General features: G+C 68.9%; 13 protein-coding genes and 1 tRNA gene. 8 read left to right on the top strand and 6 right to left on the bottom strand.

Features of this window, described 5'->3' with window-relative positions:
- Positions 1-303: 303 nt before the first annotated feature.
- Together CG719_RS14710 and CG719_RS14705 are read right to left on the bottom strand one after the other, a co-directional pair.
- Positions 304-759, bottom strand: coding sequence for a hypothetical protein (locus CG719_RS14710; RefSeq protein WP_100569061.1), 456 nt, complete (start codon positions 757-759; stop codon positions 304-306).
- Positions 760-1,002: 243 nt separating this feature from the next.
- Positions 1,003-2,139, bottom strand: a complete 1,137-nt coding sequence (locus CG719_RS14705; protein ID WP_100569060.1) for an ABC transporter ATP-binding protein — start codon at positions 2,137-2,139, stop codon at positions 1,003-1,005.
- Positions 2,140-2,459: 320 nt separating this feature from the next.
- Between CG719_RS14705 and CG719_RS14700 the strand changes: the two genes are divergently transcribed.
- Positions 2,460-2,533: transfer RNA gene (locus tag CG719_RS14700), tRNA-Thr, on the top strand.
- Positions 2,534-2,620: 87 nt separating this feature from the next.
- Here the strand turns inward: CG719_RS14700 and CG719_RS14695 are convergent.
- The 3 genes from CG719_RS14695 to CG719_RS14690 form a co-directional block, all read right to left on the bottom strand.
- Positions 2,621-4,465 (bottom strand): FG-GAP-like repeat-containing protein, encoded by a 1,845-nt coding sequence (locus CG719_RS14695; protein WP_100569059.1) that lies wholly within the window; start codon positions 4,463-4,465, stop codon positions 2,621-2,623.
- A gap of 130 nt (positions 4,466-4,595) precedes the next feature.
- Positions 4,596-4,961 (bottom strand): hypothetical protein, encoded by a 366-nt coding sequence (locus CG719_RS35395; protein ID WP_159024881.1) that lies wholly within the window; start codon positions 4,959-4,961, stop codon positions 4,596-4,598.
- A gap of 69 nt (positions 4,962-5,030) precedes the next feature.
- Entirely contained in the window at positions 5,031-8,369 is a 3,339-nt protein-coding gene (locus tag CG719_RS14690; RefSeq protein WP_159024880.1) for an ALF repeat-containing protein, read from the bottom strand.
- Between the two features lie 469 nt (positions 8,370-8,838).
- Between CG719_RS14690 and CG719_RS14685 the strand changes: the two genes are divergently transcribed.
- Together CG719_RS14685 and CG719_RS14680 are read left to right on the top strand one after the other, a co-directional pair.
- Positions 8,839-9,243 carry a hypothetical protein gene (locus CG719_RS14685; RefSeq protein ID WP_100569057.1) on the top strand — a complete coding sequence of 135 codons (405 nt, stop codon included), beginning with the start codon at positions 8,839-8,841 and terminating at the stop codon, positions 9,241-9,243.
- A 462-nt stretch (positions 9,244-9,705) separates the two neighbouring features.
- Entirely contained in the window at positions 9,706-11,787 is a 2,082-nt protein-coding gene (locus CG719_RS14680) for a LamG-like jellyroll fold domain-containing protein (RefSeq protein ID WP_234375583.1), read from the top strand.
- Positions 11,788-11,866: 79 nt separating this feature from the next.
- On the opposite strand, the gene CG719_RS14675 is transcribed toward CG719_RS14680, so the two are convergent.
- A complete protein-coding gene (locus CG719_RS14675; RefSeq protein WP_100569056.1) occupies positions 11,867-13,513 on the bottom strand; it encodes an FAD-dependent oxidoreductase in 1,647 nt (548 codons plus the stop codon).
- Between the two features lie 231 nt (positions 13,514-13,744).
- Here CG719_RS14675 and CG719_RS14670 point away from each other — a divergent pair, with 231 nt between their 5' ends.
- Genes CG719_RS14670 through CG719_RS14650 form a run of 5 tightly spaced genes read left to right on the top strand, consistent with a single transcriptional unit; the run spans position 13,745 to position 18,183 of the window.
- Positions 13,745-14,884, top strand: a complete 1,140-nt coding sequence (locus tag CG719_RS14670) for a SchA/CurD-like domain-containing protein (protein WP_100569055.1) — start codon at positions 13,745-13,747, stop codon at positions 14,882-14,884.
- A gap of 41 nt (positions 14,885-14,925) precedes the next feature.
- A complete protein-coding gene (locus CG719_RS14665; RefSeq protein WP_199836637.1) occupies positions 14,926-15,369 on the top strand; it encodes a cupin domain-containing protein in 444 nt (147 codons plus the stop codon).
- Positions 15,366-16,634, top strand: coding sequence for a beta-ketoacyl-[acyl-carrier-protein] synthase family protein (locus CG719_RS14660; RefSeq protein ID WP_100569053.1), 1,269 nt, complete (start codon positions 15,366-15,368; stop codon positions 16,632-16,634). Before CG719_RS14665 ends, CG719_RS14660 begins: the two co-directional genes overlap by 4 nt.
- Positions 16,631-17,881 (top strand): ketosynthase chain-length factor, encoded by a 1,251-nt coding sequence (locus CG719_RS14655; protein WP_100569052.1) that lies wholly within the window; start codon positions 16,631-16,633, stop codon positions 17,879-17,881. Before CG719_RS14660 ends, CG719_RS14655 begins: the two co-directional genes overlap by 4 nt.
- A 44-nt stretch (positions 17,882-17,925) precedes the next feature.
- On the top strand, positions 17,926-18,183 hold the full coding sequence (locus CG719_RS14650) for an acyl carrier protein (protein WP_100569051.1): 258 nt from the start codon (positions 17,926-17,928) through the stop codon (positions 18,181-18,183).
- Positions 18,184-18,186 lie beyond the last annotated feature (3 nt).

The raw sequence follows: 18,186 nt of genomic DNA, 5'->3' as shown, positions 1-18,186 counted from the left end.
GGCGCACATCACGGTCACCGTGCCCAGGGCCGGAGCTGCCCCGCCGGGTTGCCGGCCCAGGCGCGGGCAGCGCCGGCACGGCTCTCCGCGGTGCCGCCCGGGGACGCGTTCAGGACGGGTGCGGTCCTCCGCGGTGCCGCCCGGGCACGCCTTCAGGGTGGGCGCGGGTCTCCGCGCTGTCGGTTCGGGTGCCGTCGGGTGCGGGGCGGCTCCTATCGCCGCGGTGCACGTCGGGCGCGGAAGCGGGTGGCCCTTGCCCTGGCGCCGAGGGGTGTGCTCGGGCGGCCAGGGCGATGAGGGGCGTCAGTTGTGGGTGGACTGGATGCCGGTGGCGAAGGAGGTGTCGCAGACCGGGCGGGCGTAGGACTGGGCGCGGGTGGGGCCGTAGATGTGGACGGCGGCGCGGCCCAGGGTGCGGGCGATGGAGGCGCAGTGCCGGGCCAGCGACGGGCGGCCGTTGACCGCCTGCTGAAGGTGGGTGAGGACCACGCCCGGGTTCTTGTCCTGCAGCTCGGTCAGGAGCTGGTCGCGCAGCACGTCCTGTGGGGCGCGGGCGCGGGACTTCGCCGCGGCGGGGGCGGCCATCGCGTCCGACGCGGTCAGGACCGAGTTGGAGGTGCTCCCCGACCAGTTGACCCGGGTGACCGCGAGGGTTCCGGAGAGCACCAGGACGACGGGCAGGACGAGGGCGAGGGAGCGGCCGATCCGGCGGGCGGGGCCCGGGCCGCGTCGCGTGGAGTGGTTGGTGGAGTGCTTCACGCGAGTGAGGGTAGCGCCCGGTAATGATTTGGCGACATTTAGTCACCCCTTCGGGGGATGGTCGAACCCTCCCTCCCGGCTGGCGTGTTGACGCACACCGCTCGAAATGTCCGGTGCGCGGGGGTGGTTCGGGGGCATGGAGAAGGGCCCCGCGGCCAGGTCGCGGGGCCCTTCTCGTCAACTTGGGTGAATCGCTCGGGGATGTCCCGAGGTTTCAGCCGTAAGGCGTCAGCCGCGGACGGGTCAGTCCGTCAGCCGCTCGCCCGTGGAGGTCGAGAACACGTGGGTCTCGCCCGGCCGCGGCACGACGTGCAGCGTGGAGCCCTTCTCCGGGACGGAACGGCTGTTGACGCGGACGACGAGGTCCCTCTGCTCGCCGCCGACCTCGACCGAGCCGTAGACGTACCCGTCGGCGCCCGTCTCCTCCACCACGTTCACGGAGACGGCGAGGCCGGCCGGAGCGTCCTCGGTGTCCTTCGACAGGGAGGCCGCCGCGCCGCCGCCCAGCTCGACCACGTCGAAGTGCTCGGGGCGCACGCCCACCGTCACCGTGCGGTCGCCCTTGTCCGAGGCGGCCTTGAGCGCGTCGCGGTTGACCGGCACCACGCTGTTGCCGAACTTCACGCCGCCGTCGGTGATCGGCACCTCGACGAGGTTCATGGCGGGCGAGCCGATGAAGCCGGCGACGAAGAGGTTGGCGGGCCTGTCGTACATGTTGCGCGGCGAGTCGACCTGCTGGAGCAGACCGTCCTTGAGCACCGCCACGCGGTCGCCCATCGTCATGGCCTCGACCTGGTCGTGGGTGACGTAGACGGTGGTGATGCCGAGCCGGCGCTGGAGCGAGGCGATCTGCGTACGGGTGCTCACCCGGAGCTTGGCGTCCAGGTTGGACAGCGGCTCGTCCATGAGGAACACCTGCGGCTCGCGCACGATCGCGCGGCCCATGGCGACACGCTGGCGCTGACCGCCGGAGAGCGCCTTCGGCTTGCGGTCGAGGTACTCGGTCAGGTCGAGGATCTTCGCGGCCTCCTCGACCTTCTGCCGGATCTCCGCCTTGTTGACGCCGGCGATCTTGAGCGCGAAGCCCATGTTGTCGGCGACCGTCATGTGCGGGTACAGCGCGTAGTTCTGGAACACCATGGCGATGTCCCGGTCCTTCGGCGGCAGGTGGGTGACGTCGCGGTCACCGATCCGGATGGCTCCGCCGTTGACGTCCTCCAGGCCCGCGAGCATCCGCAGGGAGGTGGACTTGCCGCAACCGGACGGGCCGACCAGGACGAGGAACTCACCGTCCTCGATGTCGATCTCGAGCGCGTCGACGGCGGGCTTGTCGGAACCCGGGTAGATCCGGGTCGCCTTGTCGAACTGGACAGTGGCCATGGCGAACGGGCCCCCTTCTACCGGCAGGAACGTGCCGGACGATCCGTTGTAGGAAGGTGGTGCCACTACGGGTGATTCCGTTGTGGTGGTGTAGTCCACACGAGTGAACTGGCACAGGACGGTACCTGGCGTTCACCTGGTCTGTCAGTAGCCCAGGCCACGTGAACTTCGCCGAAATTTTCGACGGTGGCGAAGTGATGGGTGCACGAGCGGGCACGCACGGTTGCCGAGACGCGCGAGGCGAGGAACTTCGTGGCCGGGTGAAACGCGCTCTGTGTACAGTGGAGCAGCGCTTCGCGTACGGCGTTGCGGTGCGCGACGCCTCCTTAGCTCAGCTGGCCAGAGCGCCGCACTTGTAATGCGTAGGTCGTCGGTTCGAATCCGACAGGGGGCTCCGGAAAAGGCCAGGTCAGGCAGCGTCTGACCTGGCCTTTCGTGTGCAGCGCCGGGCAGGCGGTGGTCGGCCCGGCTTCCGTGCCTGTCAGATCACGCTGCCGCTCCAGTGCTTCACCGGGGACTTGATGCCGGTGCCGGTGCTGGTGAAGGTGAACAGGGAGTTGATCAGGCGGCCGTCGGGGGTTTTACCGGCGTCGTAGAGGACGCCGACGTCGCACTTGCCGTCCTTGTCGTAGTCGCCGGCCGTCAGCTGGCTCGCGTTCCAGTTGAAGGAGCCTGTGCTGGTCCACACCTCACGGGGGGCGGCAAGGTCGGTGCCGTTGCTGGTGAAGGTGAAGAGTGAGGAGGCTGCCTTGCCGTCGTCTGCCGTGCCCCGGTCGTAGAGGACGGCGACGTCGTCCTTGCGATCGCCGTTGAAGTCACCGGAGGTCAGCTTGGACCGGCTCCAGGTGAAGGAGCCCGAGCTGGTCCAGGTCTTGCGGGGATTGTTGAACTCGGTGCCGGTGCTGGTGAACGTGTACAGGGAGCTGATGTTCTTGCCGTCGTCGGACGTTCCGCCGTCGTAGAGGACGGCGACGTCGTCCTTGCCGTCGCCGTTGAAGTCACCGGAGGTCAGCTTGGACCGGCTCCAGGTGAAGGAGCCCGAGCTGGTCCAGGTCTTGCGGGGATTGCTGAACTCGGTGCCGGTGCTGGTGAACGTGTACAGCGAGGTGATGCTCTTGCCGTCGTCCGCCGTTCCGCCGTTGTAGAGGACGGCGACGTCGTCCTTGCCGTCGCCGTTGAAGTCACCGGACGTCACCTGGGAGGCGCTCCAGGTGAAGCCGGAGTTGGTCCAGGTCTTGCGGGGGTTGCTGAAGCCGGTGCCGGTGCTGGTGAAGGTGTACAGGGAGCTGATGTTCTTGCCGTCGTCGGACTTTCCGCCGTTGTAGAAGACGGCGATGTCGTCCTTGCCGTCGCCGTTGTAGTCACCGGCGGTCAGCTTGCTGGACGCAAAGGTGAAGCCGCCAGGAGTGCTCCATACCTTCTTCGGCTCCGCGAAGCCCGTGCCGGTGCTGTAGAAGACATGGAGTGAGCACCTGTTCTTGCCTTCGGGTGACGTGCCGTTGTCGTAGAAGACGGCGACGTCCTCCCTCCCGTCTCCGTTGAAGTCACCGGAAACGACCTGGCTTGCCCGGGGCAGAGCGCGGACCTGCTGGACCCATTCGTTGAGGTCGTCCACCCTGGTGTCGACGGCACCGGTACGTGACTCGGTGGAGCCGAAGCAGCCTCCCTGCCAGGATCGGCTGTTGACGGCAACGAGCTCGGAAGTGCCGTCGGTGACGCGAAGCGCCGGACCGCCGGTGTCTCCCATGCAGATGGCGCCGTCGGTGCCGGCGAGGGACACACTGTCCGCCTCGACGCTGTCGACCGTGAAGGACGCGGTGTGCAGCCGGTCGGGCACCCAGGCGTCGGCGGTGCGGCCGAAGCCCCCGGCGAGCAGGGTTTCCCCGGTGGACGGGGCGGTGGACGCGACAGTGACCGGTGCGACGTCGGTGACCGGCTGCGCCAGCTTGGCCATCACCAGATCACGGTCCGTGCGCGGAACCAGCTCCACCACCTGGCGGACCTGCCCCTTGGCAGTGGTGAGGTCGGTGCGTCCGATCGTGGCGACCGTCGGCAACTGCGGCGGACCAGCGGGCACATCGATGCCGGCGGCCGGGTTGTCGACGAAGCAACTGGCCGCGGTGAGCAACCACTCGGGGTCGACGAGGGTGCCGGAGCAGGCACGCGTGCCTGCTCCGATGTCGAGGTGGGCTGTGTAGCCGTAGCCGGCGTCGGGTGCGGCCGGACCGGTGACCGCCTGAGCGGACGGAGCGGCGCACGTGCCGACGGCGAGCGCGGCGGCGAGCAGGCCGATGGCCGGCGCTCTACGGACGGAAAGTCTGCGCATAAGAAACTCATTTCGATCAGACTGAAATCGACTGATCCGAAGCTGATCGGCCTCGGCCAAGTGAGCCGCCGTGTCAGGCGGAGTTGGTGACACGTAGGCCGAGACCCTCAATTATTTCACTGAGAAAGTCTCAGTGGCCCACATAGTAGGCAGCGAGGCCGAAGAATACGGCGAGAGCGCATGCCGCCTGTAGCGTCCATGGGCCGGTCGCCTCATCGTAGGGAACTTTGGGGTCCGCCAGCACTTCGCGCAGTGCCTTTCGGTGTCCCAGTATCCCTGACGGTACGGAGATGACCAGTGCGCAGTAAATAGGGAGTATTTCCGTAAAAGGTTCCTTGTATTTCAGGCAGTACGCCGCCAGTGGGATAAAAGCCAGCACTGGGCCGAGAGAGACGAAGATCTTGTGATTTCGCGTGGGCATGGCGGGAAGCATTACAGAAAACCAGATGAGGGCACCTGCGGCGGCGAATAGCCACCACCATGGAGAATCCTTCACAATATTCCGTACCTCTCCGCCGAAGGGAGCAAGGTAGGCTTTTTCTGCTCCCCTCGGCGAGAAACGTGACTATGCCGAGAACCAGCCTACAATATTCGCTGCCATGTCGTGGGCTCCCTGGATCGTTTTTTGACCGAGACGGACTCCGCTGGTTACGGCAACCTTCCCGGCGCCGCTGACCATAGAACCCGCGGCAGCGCTTCCCACCGCTCCGAGGCCCAGGGCGAGGCCTATGCCGGCGACTGACCCCACGAACTCCTTGCTTTTCCAGCCATAGGCCTTGCCGTTGTACAGCGCGCCGATCCCTGCGAACACAAGCGATGCTCCGGCAAGTCCACCCGCAAGCAGCTGCCCGCCGGGGATGAATGCGGAAACCACCGCAGCCGTGCCCAGTACCGCGCTGGCCCGCCCGAAGAATTTGGCAGCTTCCTCGTTATGCTGCTTCTCGAGTGCGGCGAAGTCGACTTCGTCGTTGGCGGGCGAATCGGCGGGATTTACGCGGTTTTGTTCGTTCAGTTTCTTCTCTGCGACCGCCTTGGCCGCCTCTGCGGCCATCTCCTCCCGCCGCTTCTGCCGATACGCGGCCTTTGCCTCGTTGGACGCGGCCAGGGCGGCGCGTTCGTCCTTGCCCGCCGCGATTGCGGCGGCGCGAGCGCTGTCGGCCGAGGCTTGTGCGCTGCTCGCGGCTTCGACGGCGCTGTTGGCCGATGAGATGGCCTGATTGGCCGCGTAGTTGGCCTGTCGTTTGGCCGAACGAGCAGCCGCCGCCGCGTTGGAAGCCTGCTTGGCAGAGGCAGCCGCGGAGGCCGCCGACGCGTCCGCCTTCGCTGCCGACTTTGCTGCGTCATCGGCGTAGCTCTTCGCGCTCGCCGCCGAGTTCGCTGCCTTGGTGGCCCACTCCCGGGCCTCCGCTGCGGCACCGCGGGCGTCGGCTGCCGCCTTGGCCGCCTCGGCGGCGTCCTGGAAGGCTTCAGCTGCGATAGCGGCTGCTCGGGCGATCTGTGCCTGAATGGCCGCCACGTGGGTGGCAGTGTCCTCATCGGCCTGCTGGGCCCTGTGACGGACTGTGCTGACAAAGCGCTCGAGCATCCACTGGGGTCCCTCGAGCGCAGCTTGGGCCGCGGCCTCGACACTGGGGCCGGCGCCCTGCAGAGCCGCGAGGGTCGTGACTCGATCGTCCTCCGTCTTGGCCTTGGGGAAACCGGTAAGGAGGTACCCATGCAGGGCTTTGACGCCGCCATCGTCCAGCGCAGCGTTGGCAGCTGCTGTTACGGCCTTGCCGGCGCCTTGCAGTGTCCTCAGTACCTCGAAGCGGTAGTCCTCGGCCTGAACGGCCAGAGCTCCCCCGGCCAGGAAGTCCGTCACAGCCTGCTGATCGTCATCAGCGAGTACATTTTGGGCCGCCTCGGCGAGCACGGCGTTCCCAGCTGTGGCAAGCGTGAACACCCGTTCCCGGTCATCGAGCGCCATGGCTTCATCGTGTGCCCGAGTGACCCAGTCGACCACCTCCTGATCGTCACCGGCGAGCGCATCCTGGGCAGTTTCACGGGTCCAGGTGCCGACGGCGTCCATCAGGTTGACGGCAGCCTTGCGCCCCAGCACGACCACCCGTGCAGGATCGCTTTCCGACCGTGCCTGAGTCAGCAGATCGCGGGTCTCCTGGTCGGTGAGCTCCTGCTGGGTCTGGGTCTGCTCGACACGGGCGCGGTTTTCGGCCTCTTCCTTCTTCAGCTCCTGGGCCACCTCGATGGCCAGGGCACGTTGCTCGGCGAGCTCTGCTGCTTCCGCCTCGCGGGCGAGAGCCGCGACGTTCTGTGCCTGGGTGACCGCGGCGGCGGCATCCGTGGCCGCGGCGACGGCCTTGTTGGCCTGAATGGTCGCCTCGTTGGCCCAGTCCTGCGCTTTGCCCGCGTTCTTGGCAGCGTCCTCAGCGGCCTTCGCCGCGGCCTCCGCGTGGTCAGCGGCGCTATTGGCAGCCTTGTGGGCATCTTGAGCGGCGGTGGCTGCCCTGGACGCGAGAGTGCCGGCCCGATTCGCAGCCGCCGTAGCTGTGTTGGCGGCGCTGGTCGCCAGCGCCGCGGCCTCTCTGGCTCGCCTGGCCTCAGCCTGGGAGACACCCGCCGCCGCTGCCGCGTCCGCGGCAGCGTTGGCGGAAGCCGCGGCGTTCTGTCCCGCACGGGCTGCGGCCTCGCTCGACACCGTGGCCTGACGGCTGGCCTCCGCGGCAGCAGACGCGGCAGCGGCGGCAGCGCGGGCCTTCTTGGCCGTGTCCCGGGCCACTTGCGCGGCTTCGCGCGCCGCCGCGGCCTGACCGGCGTCCTTTGATGCCGCGGAAGCGGCCTGGTAGGCGCGCACCGAGGCCCGAGAGGCGGTGCCGGCCGCGGCCGCCGCGGCCTGGGCCGCGCTCGATGCCGTGCGGGCCGCGGAGATCGCGGTCCGCGATGCCGCGACCGCGGTACGTGCCGCGGCAGCCGCACCGTTGGCCGCGTCCGCAGCCCGCCCGGCGGCGCGTGACGCCTTGAGTGCGTCGCCCTTGGCCGCGGCGCTCTCCGCGGCTGCCAGCAGGGCGGCCTTTTTGGCCTCCGCGGATGCGGCCTCGGCATGCTCGGCCGCCTCCTTGGCCCCGACCGTTGCCGTGTGGGCGCGGGCACCAGCACTCTCCGCCTGCAGTACAAGTTGATCGATTGTCAGTTTTTCCTGGTCCCGAGCGCGCGCGAGGTGCTGCCCGTACCGCAAGAACTCGCTCACATCGGCTGGCGTGCCGTCCATCGCACGGTTGATGGCCTGGGTGAGGTACGGCCCGGCACCGGACAGCATGGCGACCGTCTCGAACCGGTCGTCATCCTCGCGCGCGGTGGACTGCCCCTCCTGGAGGAAGGCGTCCAAAGCCTCCGGCGAACCATTGTCCAGGGCTGCGTTCGCCTTGCGCACCACGGACTTGCCACCGGCGCCCAGGATCGTCAGGACCGCGACCCGCCGATCATCGGCCAGCGGAAACTTGTAACCCTCCGTGACGAACTCGTGCAATTCCCCGTCGGCGCCGTCGAGGGCCAGTTGAGCCTGCGCCCGCACACCGGGACCCGCAAAGTTGAGCATCTCCAGGACGCAGACGCGGTCGTCCTCAGCCTGCGCCCTGGCCAGCCCGGTGGCAAGGAAAGCTGCCACGTTTGCCTCGGTGCCGGTCAGTGCCTGCTCGGCTTCGGTCCGTACAGCGCGGCCGCCGAGGAGCCAGGCGTCGACAGCCCGAGCTCGGTCACTGCCTTCCGTTCCCCCGTCGGCCGCGATCGCCGACGAGTTCCTTGTCGTCACCACCGAAGCGGCCGTAGCGGCGACCGCCAGGGTCAGAAACCTTCTGCGCGAAGGACCCCATTCAAAGACTCCCTGCCTCGATGGGTTACGTCTCAGCACGCCTGCCCCACTTCCCCTAAAACCATCATTAGTGAGTACAGAACCCACACACAGTCATATGTGAGCCCCCCAACAACCTGTCAGGGCAGTCGACTTTTCGGCAAGAGGGTAGTTTCAGTGCGCACCTTTTGCCCTTTAAAAGTGGACATGCTGTGGAGGGGGTGTAATTTTATGCCGCCAGGGCTTATGAATCCAGGTCGGGCTTATCTCGGTGGAAGATATGATTTTGAACTTCAACTCGGCGGGTAACGGGAGTCCTGACTGGACCCACAAGATCACAAATCGGTAACGGTCTGCGTTGTGCGTCCTTGTTCGCCTTAAGGTGAAAGGGTGGCGCGTTTCGTTTGAATTTCTTTCGATGTGGAGAAAAGGTATGAGAGTTGCGGGTCGTATAGCCGTGTCGATTTGTGCGCTGATTGCTGTCGGTGCGGGCGTCGCGTTCGGTGCAACGGGTCGGCAGGAAACCCCCTTGCAGGTAGATGTCGCGGCTGGAGAGGGTCCGGCGTATGCAGTGGAGTACTTCGATTATCCGCAGGCGGACAAGATCCTCAAAGAGAAGGGGATCGTGCTGAAGCGTGGGGACGGGCATATCCTCCTGGCGGAGTGCGGAAGTCAGGAGGGGTTGCTGGAAGTGTGGCCGCGAACCATGGACAAAATCTGCTTCCGGGTCACTGGTAACGGCGGATACCTGACCTTGGAGATACCGTCGGTTTACGGAGTGAGGGGCAACGCCTACGAGACTGAGGTGAAGATGACCGTGGGCGAGCGGGAAAAGTCCTACGATGTCGCAAAGAACGCTTGGACCAATGTGGGAGAAGCGGCCAACCCGGCGGACGGCGATCACATGTTGGTTGAAATCATCTCCAGCAAGTGAGGTTTTCTCGGCGAAATATTTTCCGCGCGGTTGGCTGATCCGCCCGTTCCTGGATGGGTCAGGCGAGCGGCATCTGATTGCGAGTAGACGTAAAGCTCCTGGCGGGAAAAGTATTGGCGCGGGCTCCCTTTGATGCGGAGCACCTGGCTGCACGTGACCACGATCGGAGATGTCGCCCCCTCGATCCTTGTCATGGCGGAGCCGGGGCCGACAAGTGTGACACCAGGCAGGAAGTCACGCAGCTAACCCCGTGAGGGTCGTCGCAGATGTCGTTGCCCACACCCTGCGCGTGAAGTCCCCTGCGTCGTCGCGAAGTTCTGCGCGGAGTGGGTATTGGTGGCGGAGCGGAAGGCATGCGCCTCGTGGGCGGACAACGCAGGTGCCACCGCGCTGTCCCACGTCTTTTAACGGCGCTCAACAGACAGAAAGATTCCTATGTTTAAAAATCATCCACGTGTCGCTTTGGCAGGCGGCCTCCTTGCCGCTGCCTTCGCGGGCGGTCTCCTCGCCCCCGTTTCGGCGCAGGCCGTTACCGGCACGGCCGCCCTGGACGGGGAGTACGCGTTCACCGCGAAGCTCGACATCGGTTCCCGTGAGACCCAGCGTGCCTGTTCGGGTGTGCTGGTGAATACGAACTGGGTGCTGACCGCGGCCAGTTGTTTCGCCGACGACCCTGCCCAGAACCCACAGGCTGCCGGAGGCAAGCCCAAGTGGGCGACCACCGTCACCATCGGTCGTACCGACCTGAGCAAGACAGCCGGCCAGGTGCGGCAGGTCACCGAGCTCGTCCCGCACGGTGACCGGGACCTGATGCTGGCCCGGCTCGCCACACCGGTCACCAACATCACGCCTGTTGTGCTCAGTTCCACCGCGCCCACGGCAGGGGAGGAGCTGCGGGGCGCCGGATACGGCCGTACCAAGAACGAGTGGGTGCCCGACCGCCTGCACTCGGGTGCGTTCGGTGTGGACTCCGTCGGCCCCGCCGAGGTGAACATCACGGGCAAGGACGGTGCCGCGGTCTGCATGGGCGACACCGGCGGGCCGGTGTTCCGTGTCACGGGTGGCAAGGCTGAGCTGGTGGCAGTCAACAGCCGGTCCTGGCAGGGCGGTTGCCTGGGCAACGACGAGACTCGCACGGGCGCGGTCAGCACTCGTACCGACGACGTGACCGGCTGGATCCAGCGGGTGCGTCTGGCGGGCAAGCCCGAGCGGGCCGAGTGGAGGCTGGACGAGGCCGCCGGCGCCACACAGGCAGAGGGTTCCACCCCGCCGCGATCGGCCGCGCTGTACGGCGCCGCCACCACCGGGGTGGCGGGCAAGAAGGGCACGGCCCTGCAACTGGACGGCACCAGCGGCTACGCCTCCAGCGATCTCGCGGTGGTGGACACCGACCGCGGGTTCTCGGTCTCGGCCTGGGTGAAGCTGGACCGCAAGCCGACCGCGGCCGCGATCGCGGTCACCCAGCCCGGCAAGCACAACCCCGGGTTCGAGCTGTACTACTCCGCCGCCTACGACCGTTGGATCTTCAACCAGTTCACCGCCGACACCTCGAGCGCCACACCGATCCGCGCCATGGCCGCCCAGGCCGGTGGCGTCACCGTCGGCGCGTGGACGCACCTGGTGGGCCTGTACGACGGAACGTCCAAGACGCTGCGTCTGTACGTCGACAACAAGCTGGTCGGTGAGACGCCGGTACCCAAGGCCTGGAACGCCCAGGAGGGACTGGTCTTCGGAGCCGGCCGCTACGACGGCGTGATGAAGTCGTTCTTCCCCGGCTCCATCGACGAGGTGCAGCTCTTCGACAAGCCCCTCTCGGCCACCGAGATCGGCAAGCTCAACTCCCTTCAGCAGATCGCTGACCCGGGCCGTCCCGCGATGGCCGCCTTCTCCATGGACGAGAAGCAGGGAGCGGCCGGGGTCGACGGACACGGCGTCGTAGTGCCCGCGAAGTTCTTCGGCGGGGTCACCCCCGGCCAGCCGGGCATCGACGGCAACGCCGCCGCGTTCAATGGCACCAACGGCTACGCGAAGATCGGCCAGACCACCGGCCCGCACCTGAACACCCAGCAGAACTTCACCGTCTCCGCCTGGGCCAAACTCGACAAGAAGCCCACCAGCGCGGCCATCATCGTCGCGCAGACCGGCCAGTTCAGCCCCGGGTTTGAGCTGTACTACACGGCCGCCTACGACCGGTGGGCGTTCAACCAGTACTCCGCCGACACCGCGGACGCCACGCCCATCCGGGCCATGCAGCCCGACGGCACTACTGCTCAGGCCGGAGTGTGGGTGCACCTGGTCGGCGTGCACGACGTCAGTGCTCACACCCTGACGCTGTACGTCAACGGCACCAAGGCCGGGCAGACCACCCTGAGCAAGCCCTTCTACGGAGGCCAGTCCACGTACATCGGGGTCGGCTCCTACAACGGCGGCCAGCTCAAGAGCTACTTCCCCGGCACCATCGACGACGTCCGCCTCTACACGAGCGCCCTCACCGCCGACGAGGTGCGCCAGCTCTCCCAGCAGAAGGCCCTCAACAACCGCTGATCCTCCCTGAGCAGGAGGCTCCACAGACAGAGGCCATCCGCACCGCCAGGTGCGGGTGGCCTCTGTTCGTTCTCGCAGGTCAAACTGTTCTGAGCACCGTTCGTACGACCTGCCGCAGCGTTGCCTCGGCGTCCGGTACGGCGCCTGTCGCCCGCCAGGCCACGAAACCGTCCGGGCGGACCAGTACCGCTCCGTCGGCCGTGGTGCCGTGGGCACGGGCCCAGTCGGGTGCCGCGCCCTCCACGCCGTCGCGCGGGTCGTGGACGATCTCGGCGCCGAAGCGGTACGAGTCCAGGCGTACGCCGTCGCTCTCGGCGACGCGCAGGGCCGCCGCGTGCCAGCCCGCCGCCGACCGGGCGTCGCTGAGCAGCACCAGGGAGCGCTCGTACAGGTCGAGCGTCGAGATCTGCCTGCCGCCGCGCCGCAGCCACAGGTGGGGCGCCCTGCTGCCCGGCTCGCCGGTCAGGCGCATCGACTCGGGCACGACCTCCTGGTCCGGGTCGGCGCCCACGACGGCGCCCTGCGGGTAGCGGTAGCCGAGGACGACGTTGAGGATGCCGCCGCGCCTGCCGCCGCCGATGCCGGGTGCCGGGGCGAAGCCGGGGTGGCTGTGCTCGACGGAGCGGGCGGAGGCGCGGGCGCTGGTCGCCGTGGCGACGGGGCGGCGCTCGGCGTCGTAGGTGTCGAGGAGGCCGGGTCCGGCCCAGCCGCCGAGCACGGCGGCCAGCTTCCAGACCAGGTTGTGCGCGTCCTGGATGCCGGTGTTGGAGCCGAAGGCGCCGGTGGGGGACATCTCGTGCGCGGAGTCACCGGCGAGGAACACCCGTCCGGCCGAGTAGCGGTGGGCGACCCGTTCGGCGGCGCGCCAGGACGCCTTTCCGGTGATCTCCACATCCAGGTCGGGGGCCCCGATCGCGCGGCGGATGTGCCGCTGGAGCCGGTCCTCGGTGAACTCCTCCAGCTTCTCGCCGCGCTCCGGGTGCCAGGGCGCGTGGAAGACCCAGTGCTCCTTGTTGTCGACGGGCAGCAGGGCCCCGTCGGCGTCCTGGTCGGTGAGGTAGCAGCAGATGAAGCGGCGGTCGCCCACCACCTCGGCGAGCAGCTTGGAGCGGAAGGTGACGCTGACGTTGGCGAACAGGTCGCCGGGCCCGCTGTGCCCGATGCCCAGGCGGCGCCGGACCGGGCTGCGCGGCCCGTCGGCGGCGACCAGGTAGTCGGCGCGGACGGTGCAGCGCTCGTCGGTGCCCCGGTCCCGCACCACCGCGGTCACGCCCTCGCCGTCCTGCTCGAAGGACTCCATCTCGTGGGAGTAGCGCAGGTCGCCGCCGAGCCTGCGGGCGCCCCTGAGCAGCTCGGGCTCCAGGTCGTTCTGGCTGCACAGGCACCAGGTGGCGGGGCTGAACCTGGCGAGGCCGCCGCCCGGGTCGATGTGCTTGAACAGCCACTCTCCCGCGTCGCCTGCCAGCGTCGGCGTCTGGAGGATGCCGTGGTTCTCCGCCAGCAGGGACGCCGCCGTCCTGATGTCCGGTTCGACGCCGGCCGCCCGGAACAGCTCCATGGTCCGCACGTTGTTGCCGCGCCCGCGGGGGTGGATGGAGGTGCCGGAGTGCCGTTCGACCAGCAGGTGCGGCACGCCGTGGCGGCCCAGGAACAGGGAGGTGGACAGGCCCACCAGGGAGCCGCCCACGATGAGGACGGGTACCCGGTGGTCGGCTTCTCGGCGCATCGATGCCTCCAGGAGCGGGGTGCGGGTGTGGGGCGCATCGGAGTCTCCATGCCCTCGCGGAGGCCGTCGTGCGTACGTCCGCGGCACCAATCACCCCTGTGATCACCCGCGTGGTGCACACGAGTCGCGCACCGATCGGGCACGGCACAGGATCGAGATCACGCTGACGTCGCGTCACCCGCGGCCGGCGTTCCTCCTGCCCCGCCAAGCCCGCCAAGGAGTCGTACGCAGATGACCGCCATTTCTGAGCGTGTATCAGAACCTACCGAGCAGCAGGCAGCGACACGTGTCTCCCAGTCCGTCTTCGACGGCTCCCGGCTCCGGGTCATCCTGCTGGTGGACGTCCACGACGGCGCCCAGCAGAAGTTCCTGGAGGCCTACGAGCAGATGGGCAAGCAGGTCGCGGCCGTTCCCGGGCACGTCAGCGACCAGCTCTGCCAGTCCATCGAGAACCCCTCCCAGTGGCTGATCACCAGCGAGTGGGAGAGCGCCCCGCCGTTCCTCGCCTGGGTGAACAGCGAGGAGCACGTGCGGATGGTGCAGCCGATGCACAGCTGCATCCGGGACACCCGGTCGCTGCGCTTCCACATCGTCCGCGAGACCGGCGTCACGGTGGGCAAGGCCGGCGCTGAGCGCCGGCTCCAGGACTCGGCGAGGGTCGGGGACGGTGTGATCCGGCACGCTCTGACCTTCACGGTGAAGCCGGGCAGCGAGCAGAAGGTGGCCGACATCCTGGCCAACTACGAGCCGCCCGAGGCGGACGTGGACGGCACCACCCGGCTGTGCCGCACCTCCCTCTTCATGCACGGCAACCGGGTCGTGCGGGCCATCGAGGTGCGCGGCGACCTCCTCGTGGCGCTGCGGCACGTGGCCCAGCAGCCGCAGATCCGGAAGACCGAGGAGGCCCTCAACCCCTACCTGGAGCAGGACCGCGACCTCGACGACCCGGAGTCCGCCCGGGTGTTCTTCACCCGGGCGGCGCTGCCCGCGGTGCACCACGTGACGGTCGGCCAGGAGAGCACGGAGGGTGAGCGGCACGCGCTGTACTACCCGGCGCGGCCCGGCATGGGCATGAAGCTGGCGGAGCTGCTGTCCCAGCACGACGAGCAGGCCGGCCAGAACCCGGACAGCCCGGTGCTGCGCAGCACGGTCTTCGAGCGGGACGACATCGTCGTCCGGCTGGTCGACGTCCGTGGCGGTCTCGACGCCGACCCGGCCGCCGCGCTGGCCCTGACGGATCCCGCGCAGGCGTCGGAGCTGACCACCCTGCTCGACGAGGGCGCCGCCCCGAAGGACGGCGACCTGGCCCGTCTGCTCACCCTCGCCCGTATGGACCTCATCACCGACCGCCGGTCCGCGCCGGACGCCTGACGCATTCCGAAGCCGACGTACCACACCACCGGAGGAACGACGTGATCAAACCCAGGCCCAGGATCGTGGAGCTCGGCGAAACCGAGCCCAACACGAAGCGCGGAGGGGATCTGCGCGCCATGCTCACCCCGGCCACGGTCGGTTCCACCAGCGGCTTCATGGGCGTGGCCATCGTGCAGCCCGGTGACCGCATCGGCGAGCACTACCACCCGTACTCCGAGGAGTTCGTGTACGTCGTCTGCGGCGAGCTCGAGGTGGACCTGGACGGCGAGCCGCACCCGCTCAGACCGGAACAGGGTTTGATGATCCCCGCCTACATGCGCCACCGCTTCCGCAACGTGGGCGACGTGGAGGCGCGGATCGTCTTCCACCTCGGGCCGCTGGCCCCGCGCCCGCAGCTCGGCCACGTCGACACCGAGGGCACCGAGCCGGCGGCGGCCGGCGCGGAGGCGCCGCCGGCGGACGTGGCAGAGGTCCGATCATGACCAGGCGGGTGGCGGTCACCGGCATAGGCATCGTGGCGCCGGGCGGCATCGGCGTCCCGGCGTTCTGGGACCTGCTGGCGAACGGGCGCACCGCGACGCGGGGCATCACGTTCTTCGACCCGTCGGGGCTGCGGTCCCGGATCGCCGCCGAGTGCGACTTCGATCCGGCGGCCGCGGGGCTGGACGAGGAGCAGGTGGAGCGCTGCGACCGCTACATCCAGTTCGCCCTGGCCGCCGGCCAGGAGGCGGTGGCGGACTCCGGACTCGACCTCGCCGGGGAGAACCCCTGGCGGGTCGGGGTCTCGCTGGGCACCGCGGTCGGCGGCACCACGCGGCTGGAGAACGACTACGTCCTGGTCAGTCACCGCGGCGACCGCTGGGACGTGGACCACGAGCGGTCCCGGCCGCATCTGGAGCGGGCGTTCACGCCGAGCACGCTGGCCTCCACGGTGGCCGAGCGGTTCGGGGCCCGCGGTCCGGTGCAGACCGTCTCCACGGGCTGCACCTCCGGACTCGACGCGGTCGGCTACGCGCTGCACACCGTGGAGGAGGGCAGGGCGGACATCTGCATAGCCGGAGCGTCGGACTCGCCGATATCGCCGATCACGATGGCGTGCTTCGACGCGATCAGGGCGACGTCGCCGAACAACGACGACCCCGCACACGCCTCCCGCCCCTTCGACAACGACCGTGACGGGTTCGTCATGGGCGAGGGCGGCGCGGTGCTCGTACTGGAGGAGCTGGAGCACGCCCGGGCCCGCGGCGCCCATGTGTACTGCGAGCTCAGCGGCTACGCCACGTTCGGCAACGCCTACCACATGACCGGACTGACCAGCGAGGGCCTGGAGATGGCGCGGGCGATCGAGACCGCCCTTGACCACGCCCGCCTGGACGCCACCGCGATCGGCTACGTCAACGCGCACGGCTCCGGCACCCGTCAGAACGACCGGCACGAGACGGCCGCGGTGAAGCGGGCACTGGGCCACCACGCCTACGACACCCCCATGAGCTCCATCAAGTCGATGGTGGGTCACTCGCTGGGGGCGATCGGGGCGATCGAGGTGGTGGCCTGCGTGCTGGCGCTGGCCCATCAGGCGGTCCCGCCGACCGCGAACTACGAGACCCCCGACCCCGAGTGCGACCTGGACTACGTCCCGCGGGTCGCCCGCGAGCGGAAGCTGGACAGCGTGCTCTCCGTGGGCAGCGGCTTCGGCGGCTTCCAGTCCGCGGTGATCCTGACCCGGCAGAGGGAGAGGACACGATGAGCGCACCGCGCAAGCGGCGGGCCGCCGTCACCGGCATCGGTGTCGTCGCGCCCGGTGGCACGAGCACCGAGGCCTTCTGGAAGTCCACCCAGGAGGGCGTGAGCGTCCTGGACCGCGTGACCCGTGAGGGCTGCGAGCACCTGCCGCTGAAAGTGGCCGGCGAGGTGCGGTCCTTCGAACCCTCGGCCGCGGTCGAGGAGCGCTACCTCGTCCAGACCGACCGCTTCACGCACTTCGCGATGGCCGCGGCCGACGCCGCCCTCCAGGACGCCCGGCTGGGTCAGGGCGACACCGACGCGGCGCCGTTCTCCGCGGGCGTGGTCACCGCGGCCGGGTCGGGCGGCGGCGAGTTCGGCCAGCGGGAGCTGCAGAAGCTGTGGGGCAAGGGCAGTCGCTATGTCGGCCCCTGGCAGTCCATCGCCTGGTTCTACGCGGCGAGCACCGGCCAGATCTCCATCCGGCGGGGCTTCAAGGGGCCCTGCTCGGTGGTCGCCGCCGACGAGGCGGGCGGCCTGGACGCCCTGGCGCACGCGGCGCGGGCCGTCGAGCGCGGCACCGATCTGATCGTGGCCGGTTCGACGGAGGCGCCGCTGGCCCCGTACTCGATGGTGTGCCAGCTCGGCTACCGGGAGCTGAGTCCGGTGGCCGACCCGGAGCGCGCCTACCGCCCGTTCACCGAGGAGGCCTGCGGGTTCGTGCCGGCCGAGGGCGGCGCGATGCTCGCCGTGGAGGCGGCCGGGGCGGCCCGTGAGCGGGGCGTGCCCGTACGGGCCGTCCTGGCCGGGCACGCGGCGACCTTCACCGGCGCCTCCCGCTGGGAGCTGTCCCGGGAAGGGCTGGCGGAGGCGATCCGCGGGGCTCTGGCCGAGGCCGGGTGCGCGCCCGAGGAGGTCGACGTCGTCTTCGCCGATGCCCTCGGCGTCCCCGAGGCGGACCGGGCCGAGGCGCTCGCCCTCACCGACGCGCTCGGCGCGCACGGCCGGCGTGTGCCGGTCACGGCGCCCAAGACGGGCACCGGCCGGGCGTACTGCGCCGCCCCGGTGCTGGACGCGGCGACGGCGGTCCTGGCGATGGAGCACGGCCTGATCCCGCCCACCCCGAACGTCTCCGACATCTGCCATGACCTCGACCTGGTGACCGGTCGTGCCCGCGCCGCCGAGGTGCGCACGGCGCTGGTCCTCAGCCGGGGGCTCATGGGCTCGAACTCGGCGCTGGTGCTCCGGCACGGTGCCGCCGAGGCCTCTTAGCGAGGCAGCCACGATCAACCGGGAGCAACAAGGAGAGGAACCGCATGAGTGACCGAATCACAGTGGAGGAACTGGCCGAACTCATGAAGAAGGCCGCTGGGATCACCGTCAGCCCGCAGGAGCTGGCGGACCGGTCCGAGACCGGATTCGACGAGCTCGGTATCGACTCGCTCGGCCTGCTCGGCATCGTGGGCGAACTGGAGAACCGTCACGGCATGCCGATGCCGGCCGACGCGGAGCGCTGCAAGACGCCCAGGAAGTTCCTCGACCTCGTCAACAGCACCCTTCTGGCAGGAGCGTAGAAA

This window comes from Streptomyces sp. CB01373 (genome assembly GCF_002803075.1).
Classification (GTDB): domain Bacteria; phylum Actinomycetota; class Actinomycetes; order Streptomycetales; family Streptomycetaceae; genus Streptomyces.
This window is presented reverse-complemented; position numbering and strand designations above follow the sequence as displayed.

Excerpts from the sequence above, each read along its gene's own strand:
- CG719_RS14705 (WP_100569060.1), bottom strand. The coding sequence starts at position 2,139 with ATGGCCACTGTCCAGTTCGACAAGGCGACCCGGATCTACCCGGGTTCC.
- CG719_RS14695 (WP_100569059.1), bottom strand. The coding sequence starts at position 4,465 with ATGCGCAGACTTTCCGTCCGTAGAGCGCCGGCCATCGGCCTGCTCGCC.
- CG719_RS14675 (WP_100569056.1), bottom strand. The coding sequence starts at position 13,513 with ATGCGCCGAGAAGCCGACCACCGGGTACCCGTCCTCATCGTGGGCGGC.
- CG719_RS14670 (WP_100569055.1), top strand. The coding sequence starts at position 13,745 with ATGACCGCCATTTCTGAGCGTGTATCAGAACCTACCGAGCAGCAGGCA.
- CG719_RS14660 (WP_100569053.1), top strand. The coding sequence starts at position 15,366 with ATGACCAGGCGGGTGGCGGTCACCGGCATAGGCATCGTGGCGCCGGGC.
- CG719_RS14655 (WP_100569052.1), top strand. The coding sequence starts at position 16,631 with ATGAGCGCACCGCGCAAGCGGCGGGCCGCCGTCACCGGCATCGGTGTC.
- CG719_RS14650 (WP_100569051.1), top strand. The coding sequence starts at position 17,926 with ATGAGTGACCGAATCACAGTGGAGGAACTGGCCGAACTCATGAAGAAG.